This is a genomic window from Streptomyces sp. NPDC002306, from assembly GCF_053593435.1.
On the sequence record NZ_JBSFCK010000014.1, the window covers coordinates 27936 to 45785 of the forward strand.

The 17850-nt window shown below is 70.4% G+C and carries 16 protein-coding genes; 6 read left to right on the forward strand and 10 right to left on the reverse strand.

Going from position 1 to position 17850, the window contains the following annotated elements:
- Positions 1 to 21: 21 nt before the first annotated feature.
- Positions 22 to 1707 carry a sodium:solute symporter family protein gene (locus ACWCQK_RS25460; protein WP_451158591.1) on the reverse strand — a complete coding sequence of 562 codons (1686 nt, stop codon included), beginning with the start codon at positions 1705 to 1707 and terminating at the stop codon, positions 22 to 24.
- A gap of 121 nt (positions 1708 to 1828) precedes the next feature.
- Between ACWCQK_RS25460 and galT the strand changes: the two genes are divergently transcribed.
- The 3 genes from galT to galK are packed head-to-tail and all read left to right on the forward strand — an operon-like array spanning position 1829 to position 5027.
- Positions 1829 to 2893 (forward strand): galactose-1-phosphate uridylyltransferase, encoded by a 1065-nt coding sequence (galT, locus tag ACWCQK_RS25465; protein ID WP_451158593.1) that lies wholly within the window; start codon positions 1829 to 1831, stop codon positions 2891 to 2893.
- On the forward strand, positions 2890 to 3864 hold the full coding sequence (gene galE, locus ACWCQK_RS25470; protein WP_451158595.1) for a UDP-glucose 4-epimerase GalE: 975 nt from the start codon (positions 2890 to 2892) through the stop codon (positions 3862 to 3864). Before galT ends, galE begins: the two co-directional genes overlap by 4 nt.
- A gap of 2 nt (positions 3865 to 3866) precedes the next feature.
- Positions 3867 to 5027: a galactokinase gene (gene galK / locus ACWCQK_RS25475; RefSeq protein ID WP_451158597.1), complete on the forward strand. Its 1161-nt coding sequence runs from the start codon at positions 3867 to 3869 to the stop codon at positions 5025 to 5027.
- A 57-nt stretch (positions 5028 to 5084) separates the two neighbouring features.
- Here the strand turns inward: galK and ACWCQK_RS25480 are convergent, their stop codons facing one another.
- Positions 5085 to 5540 carry a GNAT family N-acetyltransferase gene (locus ACWCQK_RS25480; protein ID WP_451158802.1) on the reverse strand — a complete coding sequence of 152 codons (456 nt, stop codon included), beginning with the start codon at positions 5538 to 5540 and terminating at the stop codon, positions 5085 to 5087.
- Positions 5541 to 5798: 258 nt separating this feature from the next.
- On the opposite strand from ACWCQK_RS25480, the gene ACWCQK_RS25485 reads away from it, so the two are divergent.
- Positions 5799 to 6572 carry a LuxR C-terminal-related transcriptional regulator gene (locus ACWCQK_RS25485; protein WP_451158599.1) on the forward strand — a complete coding sequence of 258 codons (774 nt, stop codon included), beginning with the start codon at positions 5799 to 5801 and terminating at the stop codon, positions 6570 to 6572.
- A 67-nt stretch (positions 6573 to 6639) separates the two neighbouring features.
- Here the strand turns inward: ACWCQK_RS25485 and tamR are convergent, their stop codons facing one another.
- Positions 6640 to 7137, reverse strand: a complete 498-nt coding sequence (gene tamR, locus ACWCQK_RS25490; RefSeq protein ID WP_451158601.1) for a MarR family transcriptional regulator TamR — start codon at positions 7135 to 7137, stop codon at positions 6640 to 6642.
- Between the two features lie 240 nt (positions 7138 to 7377).
- On the opposite strand from tamR, the gene ACWCQK_RS25495 reads away from it, so the two are divergent.
- Entirely contained in the window at positions 7378 to 8196 is an 819-nt protein-coding gene (locus ACWCQK_RS25495) for a trans-aconitate 2-methyltransferase (RefSeq protein WP_451158603.1), read from the forward strand.
- 96 nt (positions 8197 to 8292) lie between these two features.
- On the opposite strand, the gene ACWCQK_RS25500 is transcribed toward ACWCQK_RS25495, so the two are convergent.
- Together ACWCQK_RS25500 and ACWCQK_RS25505 are read right to left on the reverse strand one after the other, a co-directional pair.
- The gene (locus tag ACWCQK_RS25500) at positions 8293 to 8970 is read right to left on the reverse strand and encodes a TetR/AcrR family transcriptional regulator (protein WP_351144349.1); all 678 of its coding nucleotides are present in this window, start codon (positions 8968 to 8970) and stop codon (positions 8293 to 8295) included.
- Positions 8967 to 9965, reverse strand: coding sequence for an acyl-CoA desaturase (locus ACWCQK_RS25505; protein ID WP_451158605.1), 999 nt, complete (start codon positions 9963 to 9965; stop codon positions 8967 to 8969). The genes ACWCQK_RS25500 and ACWCQK_RS25505 overlap by 4 nt, the downstream gene beginning before the upstream one ends.
- Before the next feature lie 290 nt (positions 9966 to 10255).
- On the opposite strand from ACWCQK_RS25505, the gene ppc reads away from it, so the two are divergent.
- A complete protein-coding gene (ppc, locus tag ACWCQK_RS25510; RefSeq protein ID WP_451158607.1) occupies positions 10256 to 12988 on the forward strand; it encodes a phosphoenolpyruvate carboxylase in 2733 nt (910 codons plus the stop codon).
- Positions 12989 to 13178: 190 nt separating this feature from the next.
- On the opposite strand, the gene ACWCQK_RS25515 is transcribed toward ppc, so the two are convergent.
- The 5 genes from ACWCQK_RS25515 to glmU form a co-directional block, all read right to left on the reverse strand.
- A complete protein-coding gene (locus tag ACWCQK_RS25515) occupies positions 13179 to 13670 on the reverse strand; it encodes a hypothetical protein (RefSeq protein WP_451158609.1) in 492 nt (163 codons plus the stop codon).
- A gap of 103 nt (positions 13671 to 13773) precedes the next feature.
- Positions 13774 to 14376 carry an aminoacyl-tRNA hydrolase gene (gene pth / locus ACWCQK_RS25520; RefSeq protein WP_451158611.1) on the reverse strand — a complete coding sequence of 201 codons (603 nt, stop codon included), beginning with the start codon at positions 14374 to 14376 and terminating at the stop codon, positions 13774 to 13776.
- An 87-nt stretch (positions 14377 to 14463) separates the two neighbouring features.
- Positions 14464 to 15060, reverse strand: a complete 597-nt coding sequence (locus ACWCQK_RS25525; protein ID WP_451158613.1) for a 50S ribosomal protein L25/general stress protein Ctc — start codon at positions 15058 to 15060, stop codon at positions 14464 to 14466.
- A 192-nt stretch (positions 15061 to 15252) separates the two neighbouring features.
- Positions 15253 to 16227: a ribose-phosphate diphosphokinase gene (locus ACWCQK_RS25530; protein ID WP_451158615.1), complete on the reverse strand. Its 975-nt coding sequence runs from the start codon at positions 16225 to 16227 to the stop codon at positions 15253 to 15255.
- A gap of 134 nt (positions 16228 to 16361) precedes the next feature.
- Complete coding sequence (glmU, locus tag ACWCQK_RS25535; protein WP_451158617.1) at positions 16362 to 17810, reverse strand: bifunctional UDP-N-acetylglucosamine diphosphorylase/glucosamine-1-phosphate N-acetyltransferase GlmU; 1449 nt, start codon at positions 17808 to 17810, stop codon at positions 16362 to 16364.
- Positions 17811 to 17850 lie beyond the last annotated feature (40 nt).

Sequence of the window (17850 nt, forward strand, 5' to 3'; positions counted from 1 at the left end):
ATGCCTCGGTCCTTTCCGGGATCAGAGCGAGAACGAGAACGGGAGGTAGCAGGCGGCGGCCAGGATCACCGCGCCCCAGCCCAGCAGGGCCGGCCTGCGGTACCAGGCGCCGTCGCCGGCGGCCGGCGGTTCCTGCATGCCGGGGGAGACGGTGCCGTAGACCAGGCCCTGGAGCCGGTCGGCCGGCTTCGGCGCGGTGAACAGGGACACCGCCACCATGACGACCGCGCCGGCGACGAAGCCGGCGATGGCCGAGACGAAGTTGGCGCCCTGGTCGGAGGGGATGCCGATGACGCCCCGCCGGTAGAGGACGAAGTAGTTGACCATCGCGGTGACCGTGCCCGCGAGCAGGCCCCAGAAGCCGGACTTCACCGACGCCCGCTTCCAGAACATGCCGACGACGAAGACCACGAACATCGGCACGTTGAAGAAGGAGAACAGGGTCTGGAGGTAGGCCATGATGTTGGAGAAGGAGGACGCGAGGAAGGCCGTACCGATCGACGCCATGACGCCGATCGCGGTGATCAGCCGGCCGAAGCGCACGTAGTACGCGTCCTCGCGGTCCCTGACCACGTACCTCGCCCAGATGTCGTTGGTGAACACCGTGTTGAAGGACGAGACGTTGGCCGCCATGCCCGCCATGAACGCGGCCAGCAGGCCGGTCACCGCGATGCCGAGCACGCCGTTGGGCAGCAGTTCCTGCATGAGGTAGGGGATGGCGTCGTTGTACTGGAGGTCCGAGCCGGGCCTGCCGATCCGCGGCACCAGGACCGCCGCCACCAGCCCCGGGATCATCACCAGGAACACGATGAAGATCTTCGGGAAGGCGGCGATCAGCGGGGTGCGCCGGGCGGCGGAGAGGTTCTTCGCGGACAGGGCGCGCTGCACCTCGGCGAAGTTCGTCGTCCAGTAGCCGAAGGACAGCACGAAGCCGAGACCCAGCACGATGGTCAGCCAGTTCGCGCCCAGCGGGTTCGGGTCGCCGATGCCCGTACCTCCCCAGGCGGTGACGAAGTCCGCGCCGTGGGTCCTGGTCAGGGAGTCCGTCAGACCGTCCCAGCCGCCCACCTTCTTCAGGCCGACGACCGTGAGCGGGATGAGCGCCGCCAGGATCACGAAGAACTGGAGGACCTCGTTGTAGATCGCCGAGGACAGGCCGCCGAGGGTGATGTAGGCGAGGACGAAGAAGCCGGCGACGACGACGGCCACCCACTGGGGCCAGCCGAGCAGCGCCTCCACGACGATCGCGAGGGCGTAGAGGTTGACGCCCGCGATCAGGACGGCGGCGAAGGCGAACAGGGCCGAGGCGAGCAGATGGGCCCACTTGTCGAAGCGGAGCAGCAGGAACTCCGGGACCGAGCGGACCTTGGAGCCGTAGTAGAAGGGCATCATCACCAGGCCCAGGAACACCATGGCGGGGATGGCGCCGATCCAGTACCAGTGCACGGTGTACGCGCCGTACTGGGCGCTGTTGGCGGCCATGCCCAGGATCTCGGTGGCGGCGAGGTTGGCCGAGATGAATGCCAGACCGGTGATCCAGGCGGGTAGGGACCGCCCGGAGAGGAAGAAGTCGAGGCTGGTCCTCACCGAGCGGCGGGCCGCGAATCCGATGCCGAGCACCACGGCGAAGTAGATCGCCATGATCGCGTAGTCGAGCGCATTGGTGGGCAGCCGCAGTTCCGCTGCCAGGGAAGTGGGGGTTTGCATCCAGAGCTCACCTTGCTTGGTGTTCTTTGTTCGGTTGTGACCCTGACCTACGTGGGGTTTTGTGCTTTGATGTGTTCGGTTCTGTTTGAAGCTTCGCTAGGTGTACGGATGGAGTGCCGTGGTGAAGAAGACCTCGACCCGGCTGGCCGACGGTCGTGAGCTGATCTACTACGACCTGCGGGACGACACGGTGCGCGACGCCGTGGACCGACGGCCGCTGGATCCCACGGTCACCACTTCGGAAGTACGCGGGGACCCGCTGCTCGGCGACGCGGTCGCCATCGCCTCGCACCGCCAGGGCCGCACCTACCACCCCCCGGCCGACGAGTGCCCGCTGTGCCCCTCCCGGGGCGACCGGCTGAGCGAGATCCCGGACTCGTCGTACGACGTCGTGGTCTTCGAGAACCGATTCCCCTCGCTGGCCGGCGACTCCGGCCGCTGCGAGGTCGTCTGCTTCACCTCGGACCACAACGCCTCCTTCGCCGACCTCACCGAGGAACAGGCGCGACTGGTGCTGGACGCGTGGACCGACCGGACGTCCGAGCTGTCGCATCTTCCCTCCGTGGAACAGGTGTTCTGCTTCGAGAACCGCGGTGCCGAGATCGGCGTGACGCTCGGTCATCCGCACGGGCAGATCTACGCGTACCCCTTCACCACCCCCCGCACCGCCCTGATGCTGCGCCAACTGGCCGCGCACAAGGAGGCGACGGGCGGCGGGAACCTCTTCGACGTCGTCCTGGAGCGTGAACTCGCCGATGAGCGGGTCGTCCTTGAGGGTGAACACTGGGTCGCCTTCGTGCCGTACGCGGCGCACTGGCCGTACGAGGTCCACCTGTACCCCAAGCGCCGCGTCCCCGACCTGCTCGCGCTCGACGAGGGGGCCCGCACAGAGTTCCCCCAGGTCTATCTGGAAGTCTTGAGGCGCTTCGACCGGATCTTCGGAGAGGTGGGTGAGCCTCCGACGCCCTATATCGCTGCCTGGCACCAGGCACCGTTCGGCGCGCTGGAGGAGTTCGACGGGGTCGTCCGCGATGATTTCGCGCTTCACCTCGAGCTTTTCACCATCCGCCGCACTTCCGGCAAGCTGAAGTTTCTCGCGGGTTCCGAGTCCGGCATGAACGTGTTCATCAACGACGTGCCGCCGGAGCGCGCGGCCGAGCGACTGCGAGAGGTAGCGAGTTCATGAGTGGGAAGTACCTGGTCACCGGTGGCGCGGGGTACGTCGGCAGCGTGGTCGCCCAGCATCTGCTGGAGGCAGGCCACGAGGTCACCGTCCTCGACAACCTCTCGACCGGCTTCCGCGAGGGCGTGCCCGCCGGCGCCGCCTTCGTCGAGGGCGACATCCGCGACGCCGCCAAGTGGCTGGACTCCTCCTACGACGCCGTCCTGCACTTCGCGGCCTTCTCCCAGGTCGGCGAGTCGGTCGTGAAGCCGGAGAAGTACTGGGACAACAACGTCGGCGGCACGATGGCGCTGCTCGGCGCGATGCGCGACGCGGGCGTGCGCAAGCTCGTCTTCTCCTCCACGGCCGCCACCTACGGCGAGCCGGTCAACACCCCGATCACCGAGACCGACCCGACGGCCCCGACCTCGCCGTACGGCGCCTCGAAGCTCGCCGTCGACCACATGATCACCGGCGAGGCGGCCGCCCACGGTCTGGGCGCGGTCTCCCTGCGCTACTTCAACGTGGCCGGCGCCTACGGCGCCCAGGGCGAGCGCCACGACCCCGAGTCCCACCTGATCCCCCTCGTCCTCCAGGTCGCGCAGGGCCGCCGCGAGGCGATCTCGGTCTTCGGCGACGACTACCCGACCCCGGACGGCACCTGTGTCCGCGACTACATCCACGTCGCGGACCTGGCCGAGGCCCACCTGCTGGCGGTACAGGCCGCACAGCCTGGCGAGCACCTGATCTGCAACCTCGGCAACGGCAACGGCTTCTCCGTGCGCGAGGTCATCGAGACGGTCCGCCAGGTCACCGGCCACCCGATCCCCGAGGTGGTCGCCCCGCGCCGCGGCGGCGACCCGGCGGTCCTGGTGGCGTCGGCCGCCACCGCCCGCGAGAAGCTCGGCTGGCAGCCGTCCCGCGCGGACCTCGCCGGGATCGTCGCGGACGCGTGGGAGTTCGCGCAGTACATCGCAAGCAGCGCAAAGGAGTAGCAGTGGGGGCACAGCGGGTTCAGGTCCAGGAGGGCTTCGCCGAGTTGTACGGCGCCGCGCCGGAGGGGGTGTGGTCGGCGCCGGGCCGGGTCAACCTCATCGGCGAGCACACCGACTACAACGACGGCTTCGTCATGCCCTTCGCGCTGCCGCACACCGCGGTCGCGGCCGTCTCCCGGCGCACCGACGGCCGACTGCGGCTGCACTCGGCGGACGTCGAGGGAGGCGTCGTCGACATCGCTCTCGACGATCTCGCGCCGGGCAGCGACAAGAACTGGACGGCGTACCCGGCCGGGGTGGTCTGGGCGCTGCGGGAAGCCGGCCACGCCGTCACCGGGGCCGACGTCCACCTCGCGTCGACCGTCCCCTCGGGCGCGGGCCTGTCCTCCTCGGCGGCCCTGGAGGTCGTCGTCGCGCTGGCCCTGAACGACCTGTACGAACTCGGCCTCCAGCGCTGGCAGCTGGCCCGCCTGTGCCAGCGCGCCGAGAACGTCTACGTCGGCGCGCCCACCGGCATCATGGACCAGACCGCGTCGGCCTGCTGCGAGGCGGGCCACGCCCTGTTCCTGGACACCCGCGACCTGGCCCAGCGGCAGATCCCCTTCGACCTGGCCGCCGAGGGCATGCGCCTGCTGGTCGTCGACACCCAGGTCAAGCACGCCCACAGCGACGGCGAGTACGGCAAGCGCCGGGCCGGCTGCGAGAAGGGCGCCGCGCTGCTCGGCGTCGACGCCCTGCGGGACATCGCGTACGCCGACCTGGACACGGAACTGGCGCGGCTCGGCGACGAGGAGGAGGTGCGCCGGCTGGTGCGCCATGTCGTCACCGAGGACGAGCGGGTGGAGCGGGTCGTGGCCCTGCTGCGGGCCGGCGACACCCGCGCCATCGGCCCCGTCCTCACCGAGGGCCACACCTCCCTGCGTGACGACTTCCGTGTCTCCTGCCCGGAGTTGGACCTGGTCGTCGACGCGGCGCTGACCGCCGGCGCGCTGGGCGCCCGCATGACCGGCGGCGGCTTCGGCGGCTCGGCGATCGTCCTGGTCGAGGAGGCGGACGTGGAGACGGTCACCAAGGCGGTCGAGAACGCCTTCGCCACGGCCGGCTTCACCGCGCCACGGGTCTTCGAAGCGGTCCCCTCGGCGGGCGCCACCCGCCTGCCCTGACCCCGGGGCGTGTGAACCGGCCCCTTCCCCGGACGTCCGCCGACCTCCGGGGAAGGCTCAGCCGAGCCGTTTCGTCAGCGTGTACTCCGTGATCCCCGGCGGGTAGTCGGGGATCACGCACACCACCTCGTACCCGTGTTTCCGGTAGAACTCGGGCGCCTGGAAGTCCCAGGTCTCCACCCGCGCCGACCGGCACTCCCGCCGCTCGCGCGCGATCCGCTCCGCCCGCTCCAGCAGCAGGGAGCCGAGCCCGGTGCCCCGGTGACGCGCGTCGACCCACAGGTAGGTGACGTGCAGCCAGGTCGTCCAGGTGTGGCCGACCAGGCCGCCGGCCAGGTCACCGGCGGTGTCCGACGCCCAGATGTGCAGCGGGAGTTCACGTTCGCCGGGGGTGCCGCGCAGCGCGCGCAGGACCGGGGAGGCCGCCGTGTTCGTGTCGCGCAGGCGCTTACGGAGCAGATCGCGCCGCTCTTTGTCGACTTCCGCCTCAATACGAAACATGCGGCACACCATAAACGCCCTGGCCAACCAGTTCTGTAAATCAGCTTCCGCTGCGGGCCCCCAGCCGTACTCTGTTGAACAGCACCGGTGGGGGCCGGTGCTGATCAGGGGGCGAGACAGTCGGGTACGACGCCCGCATCGGGGGTAGCAGTTTCCGCACGGCGGCGGCCGAGCGGTGGCGCCGGCCCCGGGCGTCGTACCCGCATTGGTCGGCGTCCTCCAAACGGTGGGGTGTCCCCTGCTCTTCGGGAGCCTGGGGAAGGGGGTTTCGTGGTTCGTATCCGAGTCCTGGTCGTCGACGATCACCGGATCTTCGCCGAGTCGCTCGCCGCGGCACTGGCGGCTGAGCCGGACGTCGACGTCTCCGCGGCCGGCAGCGGCCCGGCGGCACTGCGCAGCCTGGAGCGCGCGGCCGCCGAGGGGCGCAGGTACGACGTGCTGCTCGTCGACGCCGATCTGGGCGGCAACGTGCCGGGCGTGCGTTCGGCGGTGCCCGTGCAGGAGGTGGGTGAGGACGGGCTGGTCGACGGGATATCCCTGGTCGCGGGGGTCCGTTCCGGCCAGCCTCACGTGCGCACGGTCGTGCTCGCCGAGAAGGACGACCCGCGGCGGGCCGCGCTGGCCCTTCAGGCCGGGGCCTCCGGCTGGGTCGCCAAGGACTGCTCGCTGTCCCGGCTGCTGACCGTGATCCGCGGGGTGCTGCGCGACGAGACGCATCTGCCGCCGGCTCTGCTCACCGGCGTCCTGCGGGAGTTGACCGCCGCCCGCAAGCACCGCACCGAGAGCGAACGGCTGGTGGAGTCCCTCACCCCGCGCGAGCGGGAAGTGCTGCGCTGCATGGTCGCGGGTCTCGGCCGCAAGGCCGTCGCCGAGCGCCTGTTCCTCTCCCCGCACACCGTGCGCACCCATATGCAGAACGTCCTGGGCAAGCTGGGCGTGCACTCCACCCTCGCCGCCGTCGCCCTCGCGCGACGCGCCGGGGTCGGACCGGTCGACCTGGGCGCCGCCGGGCGGATCGGGGTGGAGGAAAGCAGCAGCGCCTGACCGGGGTGCCTGCCTGATGACGTCCGGCGGAGCCCGTCGACGCTCGTCGAGGCCCCGACGACGGGCCCTAGCCGGGGATGTTGTCGAACGGCGCGGTCAACTGGCGCAGCAGTGCGGCCAGTTCACCGCGCTGGGCACGGGAGAGCTCCGCGAGGATGGCCCGTTCCTGGTCGAGGAGTCCGGCGAGGGCCTGGTCCGCGCGGTCCTGGCCCTCGACCGTCAGCCGCACCAGCACGCCGCGACGGTCGCTGGGGTCCGGCAACCGCTCCACCAGGCCCTTCTTCGTCAGCCGGTCGATGCGGTTGGTCATGGTGCCGGAGGTGACCAGGGTCTGCGTGAGCAACTGCCCCGGCGAGAGCTGGTACGGGGCACCGGCGCGCCGGAGCGCGGTCAGGACGTCGAACTCCCAGGGCTCCAGGCTGTGCTCGGAGAACGCGAGGCGACGAGCGCGGTCCAGGTGCCGGGCGAGCCTGCTCACCCGGCTGAGTACCTCGAGCGGCTCCACGTCGAGGTCCGGGCGCTCCCGGCGCCATGCTGCGACCAGCCGATCGACCTCGTCCTCCATGACGATCAGTGTAGTGGTTGTGTCGACATGAAGTCTCTTGACGTCAAGATATCTCGGAGGGCAGTCTGGAGATCGACCACACTCGGTGGCCGTCGACCACGCGTCCGACGGCCGTCGACCGCGCACCCGCCGACCGGCGAGCGCGCACCCGTCGACCGGACCACGCACCTGTCCACCGGCGACCGCGCACCCGTCCACCGGCGACCGCGCACCCGGTGACTTCCGAGGAGGCCCGCCCCCATGTCCGCCACCAGCCCCACCTGGGACCCCGCCCAGTACCTGCGCCACGCCGACCACCGCGCCCGCCCCTTCGCCGACCTCCTCGCCCGCGTCCCGGACCTCCCCGGCGACCGGCCCCGGATCGCCGACCTCGGCTGCGGACCCGGCAACGTCACCGTCCACCTCGGCGAGCGCTGGCCCACCGCGCACATCACCGGCTACGACAACTCGGCGGAGATGCTCGACAAGGCCGACGTGGACCACGCGGGCCCCACCCCGGCCGGCGGCCGCCTCGACTTCGCCCACGCCGACGTGCGCACCTGGACGCCCGCGGAGACGTACGACCTGATCATCAGCAACGCCACCCTGCAGTGGGTGCCCGGGCACGTCGGCCGGTTCGCCGACTGGATCGCCGCTCTCGCGCCCGGCGGCACCCTCGCCTTCCAGGTGCCCGGCAACTTCGACGCCCCCAGCCACCGGCTGATGCGCGACCTGGCCGGCTCCGCCCGCTGGCGGGACCGCCTCGCCGACACCCTGCGCCACGACGACGCCGTTCTCGCCCCGGCGGCCTACCTGGAACACCTGGCCGGCCTCGGCTGCGCGGTGGACGCGTGGGAGACGACGTACGTCCATCTGCTGACCGGTGGCGACCCGGTCCTCGACTGGGTGAAGGGCACCGGGCTGCGGCCGGTCCTCACCGCCCTCGCCGACGACCCGGAGGCCCGCGCGGAGTTCCTCGACGCCTACCGGGCCGCCCTGCGCGAGGCCTACCCGGCGGGCGCCCACGGCACCCCGTTCCCGTTCCGCCGCATCTTCGCCGTCGCCCACAAGAAGGCCTGAGCCATGCTCACAGCCATCCACCACGTCCGACTCGCCACCCCGGCGGTGGGCAACCGGCTGGAGTTCCTTGAGCCGGACGGGTGAGTGGCGGGCGGCTCAGCTCTTGCGGTGCCCTATCAGCCGGGGCTTGGCCTCCAGCCCGTCCAGGCCGTGCCACGCCAGGTTCACCAGGTGTGCCGCGACCTCCGCCTTCTTCGGGCGGCGCACGTCCAGCCACCACTGGCCGGTCAGGGCGACCATGCCGACCAGGGCCTGGGCGTAGAGGGGGGCGAGTTTCGGGTCGAAGCCGCGGCTCTTGAACTCGCGGCCCAGGATGTCCTCCACCTGGGTGGCGATGTCCGAGATCAGCGAGGCGAAGGACCCCGTCGACTGGGGGATGGGGGAGTCACGGACCAGGATGCGGAAGCCGTCCGTGTACTCCTCGATGTAGTCCAGCAGAGCGAACGCGGCCTGTTCGCACAGCTCACGGGGATGGCCCGCGGTGAGCGAACCGGTCACCATGTCCAGCAGCCGCCGCATCTCCCGGTCCACGACGACCGCGTACAGGCCCTCCTTGCCGCCGAAGTGCTCGTACACCACCGGCTTGGACACCCCGGCCTTCGCCGCGATCTCCTCCACCGACGTGCCCTCGAAGCCCTTCGCGGCGAACAGCGTGCGACCGATCTCCAACAACTGCTGTCGGCGCTCCGCACCGGTCATACGGGTGCGACGAGCGCGCCGGGGCTTCTCATTGCTGGGGGTGCTGCTCGGATCGGTCGCCACGCCGTCAATCATGCCGCGTCGGCGGTCGCCGTCCCCTGCCGGGAGCCGTCCTCCCCTGTCCTGCGGCGCGAATCGATACGCGAGCGTGACGGCCACCGCACGTCGGACGCCCAGCCCAGCTGCTCGAACCAGCGGATCAGGCGCGCGGAGGAGTCCAGCTGCCCGCGCTCCACACCGTGCCGTGCGGAGGTGGGGTCGGCGTGGTGCAGGTTGTGCCAGGACTCACCGCAGGACAGCACGGCCAGCCACCACACGTTGCCCGAGCGGTCCCGGGACTTGAACGGGCGCTTGCCGACCGCGTGGCAGATCGAGTTGATCGACCAGGTGACGTGGTGCAGCAGGGCCACCCGGACCAGCGAACCCCAGAAGAAGCCGGTGAACGCGCCCCACCAGGACATCGTCACCAGGCCGCCGATCAGCGCGGGCAGCGCCAGGGACAGCAGCGTCCACAGGATGAACTGCCGCGAGATCGCCCGCAGCGTCCGGTCGTTGACCAGGTCCGGCGCGTACTTCTCCTGCGGGGTCCGCTCCTCGTCGAACATCCAGCCGATATGCGCCCACCACAGGCCCTTCATCAGGGCCGGGACCGTCTCGCCGTAGCGCCAGGGGGAGTGCGGGTCGCCCTCGGCGTCGGAGAACTTGTGGTGCTTGCGGTGGTCCGCGACCCAGCGGACCAGGGGGCCCTCCACCGCCATCGACCCCGCGATCGCCAGAGCGATCTGCAGGGGCCGCTTGGCCTTGAAGGAACCGTGCGTGAAGTGCCGGTGGAAACCGATCGTGATGCCGTGGCAGCCCAGGTAGTAGAAGAAGACCAGCAGGCCGATGTCCAGCCAGCTCACTCCCCAGCCCCAGGCCAGCGGCACCGTGGCGAGGAGCGCGAGGAACGGGACGACGATGAACAGCAGCAGGGTGAGCTGCTCGATCGAACCCTTTCGCTCGCCGCCCAGAGTGGCTGCGGGCGTGGCGGCCTGCGGGGCGTCTTTGATCACGTCGGGGCGGGTGGTCATGGGCGTCCCCTGTGGGGTCGAGGGTGAGAGGGGTGCGACGTCGACGGGACCGCGTGGAGCTTCCCTACGGTTCCGTAACCTACGGCGTCGTAAGTATGTCAGCGCGCCGCCCGGCGGCAAGAGCCCGACAGCCTGCGCGTCCGCGTCGACACCTATCCTTGGAGTCGGTCGGACAGCGCGGTCCGCTCTGATTCATTCCCGGATGCCCGGCCCGTATGCGGCAGCCGCCGCGCGAGACGTTCTCCGGGTTCCCTCCCAGACGAGCTTCAACACTGCAAGGAGCCGCACCTGTGAGCAGTGCCGACGACCGGACCACGACGACCGGCAGTGAGCTGCGCGCCGACATCCGCCGACTGGGTGACCTCCTGGGCGAGACCCTCGTCCGGCAGGAGGGCCCCGAGCTCCTCGACCTGGTCGAGAAGGTCCGCCGCCTCACCCGCGAGGACGGCGAGGCCGCCGCCGAGCTGCTGCGCGGTATCGAGCTGGAGACCGCCGCCAAGCTGGTCCGCGCCTTCTCCACGTATTTCCACCTGGCCAACGTCACCGAGCAGGTGCACCGAGGCCGTGAGCTGCGCGCCCGCCGCGCCGCCGAGGGCGGCCTCCTCGCCCGTACGGCCGATCGGCTGAAGGACGCCGATCCGGACCACCTGCGCGAGACGGTCAAGCACCTCAACGTCCGTCCCGTGTTCACGGCTCACCCGACCGAGGCCGCGCGCCGCTCGGTGCTGAACAAGCTCCGGCGCATCGCCGCGCTCCTGGACAGCCCCGTCATCGAGTCCGACCGCCGCCGCACCGACACCCGGCTGGCCGAGAACATCGACCTGGTGTGGCAGACGGACGAGCTGCGCGTCGTGCGCCCCGAACCCGCCGACGAGGCCCGCAACGCCATCTACTACCTGGACGAGCTGCACGCGGGCGCCGTCGGCGACGTCCTGGAGGACCTCACGGCGGAGCTGGAGCGCGTCGGCGTCAGCCTCCCCGACGACTCCCGTCCGCTCACCTTCGGCACCTGGATCGGCGGCGACCGCGACGGCAACCCCAACGTGACCCCCGAGGTCACCTGGGAGGTGCTGATCCTCCAGCACGAGCACGGCATCAACGACGCCCTGGAGATGATCGACGAGCTGCGCGGCTTCCTGTCGAACTCCATCCGCTACACCGGCGCCACCGAGGAGCTCCTGGACTCCCTGCGCACCGACCTCGAACGGCTGCCCGAGATCAGCCCCCGCTACAAGCGGCTCAACGCCGAGGAGCCCTACCGGCTCAAGGCCACCTGCATCCGGCAGAAGCTGGAGAACACCAAGCTGCGCCTGGCCAAGGGCACGCCCCACGACCCCGGCCACGACTACCTCGGCACCGCCGAGCTGCTGCACGACCTGACGCTGATCCAGACCTCGCTGCGCGAACACCGCGGCGGCCTGTTCGCCGACGGCCGCATGGACCGCACCATCAGGACGCTGGCCGCCTTCGGCCTCCAGCTCGCCACCATGGACGTCCGCGAGCACGCCGACGCCCACCACCACGCCCTCGGTCAGCTGTTCGACCGGCTCGGCGAGGAGTCCTGGCGGTACGCGGACATGCCGCGCGTCTACCGTACGAAGCTGCTGGCCAAGGAGCTGCGCTCGCGGCGCCCGCTGGCCTCGACCCCGGCGCCGGTGGACGCGGCCGGCGCGAAGACCCTCGGTGTCTTCCAGACGGTCAAGCGGGCCCTGGAGGTGTTCGGCCCCGAGGTCGTCGAGTCGTACATCATCTCCATGTGCCAGGGCGCCGACGACGTCTTCGCCGCCGCCGTCCTGGCCCGTGAGGCCGGTCTGCTCGACCTGCACGGCGGCTGGGCCAGGATCGGCATCGTGCCGCTGCTGGAGACCACCGACGAGCTCAAGGCCGCCGACACGATCCTGGAGGACATGCTCTCCGACCCGTCCTACCGGCGCCTGGTCGCGCTGCGCGGGGACGTCCAGGAGGTCATGCTCGGCTACTCCGACTCCTCCAAGTTCGGCGGCATCACCACCTCCCAGTGGGAGATCCACCGCGCTCAGCGCAGGCTGCGCGACGTCGCCCACCGCTACGGCGTCCGGCTGCGCCTCTTCCACGGCCGCGGCGGCACCGTCGGCCGCGGCGGCGGCCCCTCGCACGACGCGATCCTCGCCCAGCCCTGGGGCACCCTGGAGGGCGAGATCAAGGTGACCGAGCAGGGCGAGGTGATCTCCGACAAGTATCTGATCCCCTCCCTCGCCCGGGAGAACCTGGAGCTGACCGTCGCGGCCACCCTCCAGGCCTCCGCGCTGCACACCGCCCCCCGCCAGTCGGGGGAGGCGCTGGCGCGCTGGGACGCGGCGATGGACGTGGTGTCCGAAGCGGCCGAGGCCGCCTACCGCGGTCTGGTCGACGACCCTGACCTGCCGGCGTACTTCTTCGCCTCGACCCCGGTGGACCAGCTCGCCGACCTCCACCTGGGCTCGCGTCCCTCCCGCCGGCCCGACACCGGCGCCGGGCTCGGCGGTCTGCGGGCCATCCCGTGGGTGTTCGGCTGGACCCAGTCCCGGCAGATCGTCCCCGGCTGGTACGGCGTCGGCTCCGGTCTGAAGGCGCTGCGCGAGGCGGGCCTCGACACCGTGCTCGACGAGATGCACGAGCAGTGGCACTTCTTCCGAAACTTCGTCTCCAACGTCGAGATGACCCTCGCGAAGACCGACCTGCGGATCGCCCGGCACTACGTCGACACCCTGGTCCCGGACGAGCTCAAGCACGTCTTCGACACCATCAGGGCGGAGCACGAACTCACCGTCCGCGAGGTGCTGCGCATCACGGGCGAGCGGGAGCTGCTCGACGCGACGCCGGTGCTGAAGCAGACGTTCACCATCCGCGACGCCTACCTCGACCCGATCTCCCACCTCCAGGTCACCCTGCTCAAGCGGCAGCGCGACGCCGCCGCGGCCGGCGAGCAGCCCGACCCGCTGCTGTCCCGGGCGCTGCTGCTGACGGTCAACGGCGTGGCGGCCGGCCTGCGCAACACCGGCTGACCCGCGTCCGCGCACACCGGTGCCCCCGAACCCGCACGGGTCCGGGGGCACCGGTGTGTCCGGAGCTCCGGCCCCGGGCGTCCGCGGGGCCGCGTGGGAGCTGATCCGTGTCCGCCGGGGCCGCGTGGGGACCGATGCGTATCCGTGCGGCCGCGTGGGGGCCGATCCGTGTCCGCGGGGCCGTCCGCGCCTACTGCACCGCCACGAACGCGGTCGTCAGCAGCAGCGCCCCCGCCCCCGCCATGACCCACGCCACCCGGGTCCGCCGCAGCCCGCCCGCGACCACCACCGAGGCGAGCAGCAGCGCCCCGCCCAGCGGGACCCAGGCGTAGAGCACTCCGGCCGGCCCCGAGCGGACCACCTCGTCCGCGTCCGGTTTCACCACGACGTCGTACGTCCGGCCCTTGCGGACCGCGACCGACTTCTTGATGACGACCGCCGCGCGGGCCGTCGACCCGGCCGACAGCGGGGTGTACGGGCCGGTGCAGGTGTCCGTGCCGCAGCCGGTGATCAGGACCGTGCCGCTCTCCCGGCCCTTCGTCAGCATCACGTGCTGGGCGGTCGCCCAGGACGCCCACACCCCCGCGATGAGGATCAGCACGGCGACCGTGCCCATCGCCGCGAACCGGCCGAAGCGCATGGCGGCCTGGGCACCCTGAGTGGAGCGGACGGCAGAAGGCATGGCCGCGATCCTTGGCCATCGCCTTGCGGAAAGTCAATGCGGTGCGTGACGTGGACCCATACGTCCGCTACGGGCGCCGCGTCCGCTACGAGCCGTACATCCGCTACGAGTTGTACGTCGACTGGGCCCGCTCCAGGCCCTCGATGACCAGACACTCCACCGCGTCCGCCGCCCGGTCCACGAAGTAGTCCAGCTCCTTGCGCTCCGCCGACGAGAAGTCCTTCAGCACGAAATCCGCCACCTGCATCCGCCCCGGCGGCCGGCCGATCCCGAAGCGCGCCCGGTGATAGTCCGCGCCCATCGCCTTCGTCATCGACTTCAGCCCGTTGTGCCCGTTGTCACCGCCGCCCGACTTCAGCCGCAGCACCCCGTAGTCGATGTCCAGTTCGTCATGGACCGCGACCACGTGCGCGAGCGGCACCTTGTAGAAGTCCCGCAACGCGTTCACCGGGCCGCCCGACAGGTTCATGAACGACATCGGCTTCGCCAGGATCACCCGCCGGCTCGCCGGACCCGGCGGACCGATCCGGCCCTCGACGACCTGCGCCTGTGCCTTGCCCGCCCGCTTGAACCTCCCCCCGATCCGCTCGGCCAGCAGATCGGCCACCATGAACCCCACGTTGTGCCGGTTCATCGCGTACTCCGGCCCGGGATTGCCCAGCCCCACGATCAGCCAGGGGGCGTTGGCGTCGGTCGTCACCTGCATGTCTCCTTGGATACGCGCCAGCCGCCGTTCCCTTTCAGAACCCTGAAGGGAACAGCGGCTGACGAGAGAAAACGACGACGGCGAGGATCAGGCCTCGGCGGCCTCGTCGCCCGCGGCCTCGGCACCCTCGGGCGCCTCCTCCGCCTGCGCGGCCAGCACCTGGAGGACGACGGTGTCGCCGTCGACGTTCAGCGTCACGCCGGACGGCAGGGTGATGTCCTTGGCGAGGACGGAGGCGCCGGCCTCCAGGCCCTCGACGGACACCGTGAGCGACTCGGGGATGTGCGTGGCCTCGGCCTCGACCGGCAGCGCGTTGAGCACGTGCTCCAGCAGGTTGCCGCCCGCGGCCAGCTCGCCCTCGGCCTGCACCGGGATCTCGACGGTGACCTTCTCGCCGCGCTTCACGAGCTGAAGGTCGACGTGCTCCAGCGCGCCGCGCACGGCGTTGCGCTGGACGGACTTCGGGATCGCCAGCTCGTTGGACTTGCCGTCGATGTCCAGGGAGATCAGGACGTTCGACGTACGCAGCGCCAGCAGCAGCTCGTGACCCGGCAGCGTCAGGTGGATCGGGTCCGAACCGTGGCCGTACAGCACACCGGGAACCTTGTGGTCACGGCGGATACGGCGGGCGGCACCCTTGCCGAACTCGGTACGGGTCTCGGCGGAGATCTTGATCTCGGACATGATCACTCCTCGTAGTGTCAGAAAGGCGGACGTGGTCACCCGGCCACGAACGGCCTGCTACGAAGAGCGCGTCGATAACGGACAGCCGAACTCCCCGCATGAGAACGGAGAACGGCCTCCCTCGCCGAGCAACTTCGACAGTCTACTCGGACAGGGAGGCCGTTCCCAAAAGGATCTTTACGGCGCCGCTGACTACTGCTCGTCGAACAGGCTCGTCACCGAACCGTCCTCGAACACCTCACGCACCGCGTTCGCGATCGTCGGCGCGATGGACAGCACCGTGATCTTGTCCACCTCCAGCTCACCCGGCGTCGGCAGGGTGTTGGTGAGCACGAACTCACTGACCTGCGAGTTCTTCAGACGGTCCGCCGCCGGACCCGACAGCACACCGTGCGTCGCCGTCACGATGACGTCCTCCGCGCCGTGCGCGAACAGCGCGTCCGCCGCGGCGCAGATCGTGCCGCCCGTGTCGATCATGTCGTCGACCAGCACACAGACCCGGCCCTCGACCTCACCCACGACCTCGTGGACGGTGACCTGGTTCGCCACGTCCTTGTCGCGCCGCTTGTGCACGATGGCCAGCGGCGCACCGAGCCGGTCGCACCAGCGGTCCGCCACCCGCACCCGGCCGGCGTCCGGCGAGACGACGGTCAGCTTGGAGCGGTCCACCTTCCGCCCCACGTAGTCCGCGAGCAGCGGCAGCGCGAACAGGTGGTCGACGGGCCCGTCGAAGAAGCCCTGGATCTGGTCCGTGTGCAGATCGACGGTGAGGATGCGGTCGGCACCCGCCGTCTTCATCAGGTCCGCGACCAGACGCGCCGAAATCGGTTCACGGCCACGGTGCTTCTTGTCCTGCCGCGCGTAACCGTAGAACGGCACGATGACCGTGATGGAGCGTGCCGACGCACGCTTCAGGGCGTCGATCATGATCAGCTGCTCCATGATCCACTTGTTGATCGGAGCCGTGTGGCTCTGGATCAGGAAGCAGTCCGCGCCACGTGCCGACTCCTGGTAGCGGACGTAGATCTCGCCGTTCGCGAAGTCGAAGGCCTTCGTCGGGACAACCCCGACACCCAACTGCTGGGCGACCTCCTCGGCAAGCTCGGGGTGGGCGCGGCCGGAGAAGAACATCATCTTCTTCTCGCCGGTCGTCTTGATCCCGGTCACAGCACTGTCTCCTCAGAGGTGTCTCAGCTGGGTGTCGAGAGGCCTGCTCAGCTGACTATGAACGGCCGTCTCAGCTGGTGGGGTGCGGGTGTGCACTTATCACGGTACGCCGTCCCAGACGCACCCGTTTCCGGTCAGCTTTCGCCGGCCGGCTCCCGGGAAGTCGCCTCGGCCGCCTTCGCCGCGGCGCTCCCCGGACGCTTGCGAGCCACCCAACCCTCGATATTCCGTTGCTGGCCACGGGCCACGGCCAGCGAACCGGGCGGCACATCCTTCGTGATCACGGAGCCGGCGGCCGTATAGGAACCGTCCCCCACCGTGACGGGAGCCACAAACATGTTGTCCGAACCGGTACGGCAGTGCGCGCCGATCGTCGTGTGGTGCTTGTCCTGCCCGTCGTAGTTCACAAACACACTCGCGGCACCGATGTTCGTGAACTCACCGATCGTCGCGTCACCGACGTAGGACAGGTGCGGGATCTTCGTCCCTTCGCCGATCGAGGCGTTCTTCGTCTCCACGTACGTGCCGACCTTCGACTTCGGGCCCAGCCGCGTCCCCGGCCGCAGATAGGCGTACGGCCCCACGCTGGCCCCCGGACCCACGGTCGCCCCGTCGGACACCGTGTTGTCCACCCGGGCCCCCGCGCCCACCCTCGTGTCCTTCAGCCGGCTGTTCGGACCGACCTCCGCACCCTCGGCGAGCTGCGTCGAACCCTGGAGCTGCGTGCCCGGGTGCACGATCACGTCCTGCCCGAACGTCACCGTGACATCCACCCAGGTCGTCGCCGGGTCCACCACCGTGACCCCGCCGAGCATCGCCGCGGTCAGCAACCGGTCGTTGAGCATGCGACGCGCCTCGGCGAGCTGCACCCGGTTGTTGATGCCCACGATCTCCCGGTGGTCCCGCGCGATCGAGGCACCCACCCGGTGTCCCGCCTCACGCAGGATCCCGAGCACGTCCGTCAGATACTCCTCGCCCTGGCTGTTGTTCGTCCGCACCTTGCCCAGCGCGTCCGCAAGCAGCCGGCCGTCGAACGCGAAGACACCCGAGTTGATCTCCCGGATCGCCCGCTGCGCGTCACTGGCGTCCTTGTGCTCCACGATCGCCGTCACGGCGCCCGACGCGTCCTCGCGCACGATGCGGCCGTACCCGGTCGCGTCCGGCACCTCGGCCGTCAGCACGGTCACCGCGTTGCCGTCCTCGGCGTGCGTCGCGGCGAGCCGGCGCAGCGTCTCCCCGGAGAGCAGGGGGGTGTCGCCGCACACGACCACGACCGTCCCGTCCACCGTCTCGCCCAGCTCCTCCAGGCCCATGCGGACCGCGTGGCCGGTGCCGTTCTGCTGCTCCTGCACGGCCGTACGGGCCTTGGGGTCGATCTCGGTGAGATGCGCGGTGACCTTCTCGCGGGCGTGACCGACCACGACGACGAGGTGCGCGGGGTTCAACTCACGGGCGGCGGCCAGCACATGGCCCACGAGACTGCGACCGCAGATGTCGTGCAGGACCTTGGGTGTGGCCGACTTCATACGGGTGCCCTCACCCGCTGCGAGGACGACGACGGCGGCCGGGCGGATGGCGCTCACGGGGTTGCCCTTCGGCTGTGGAGGGTGGGGACATCCGCAG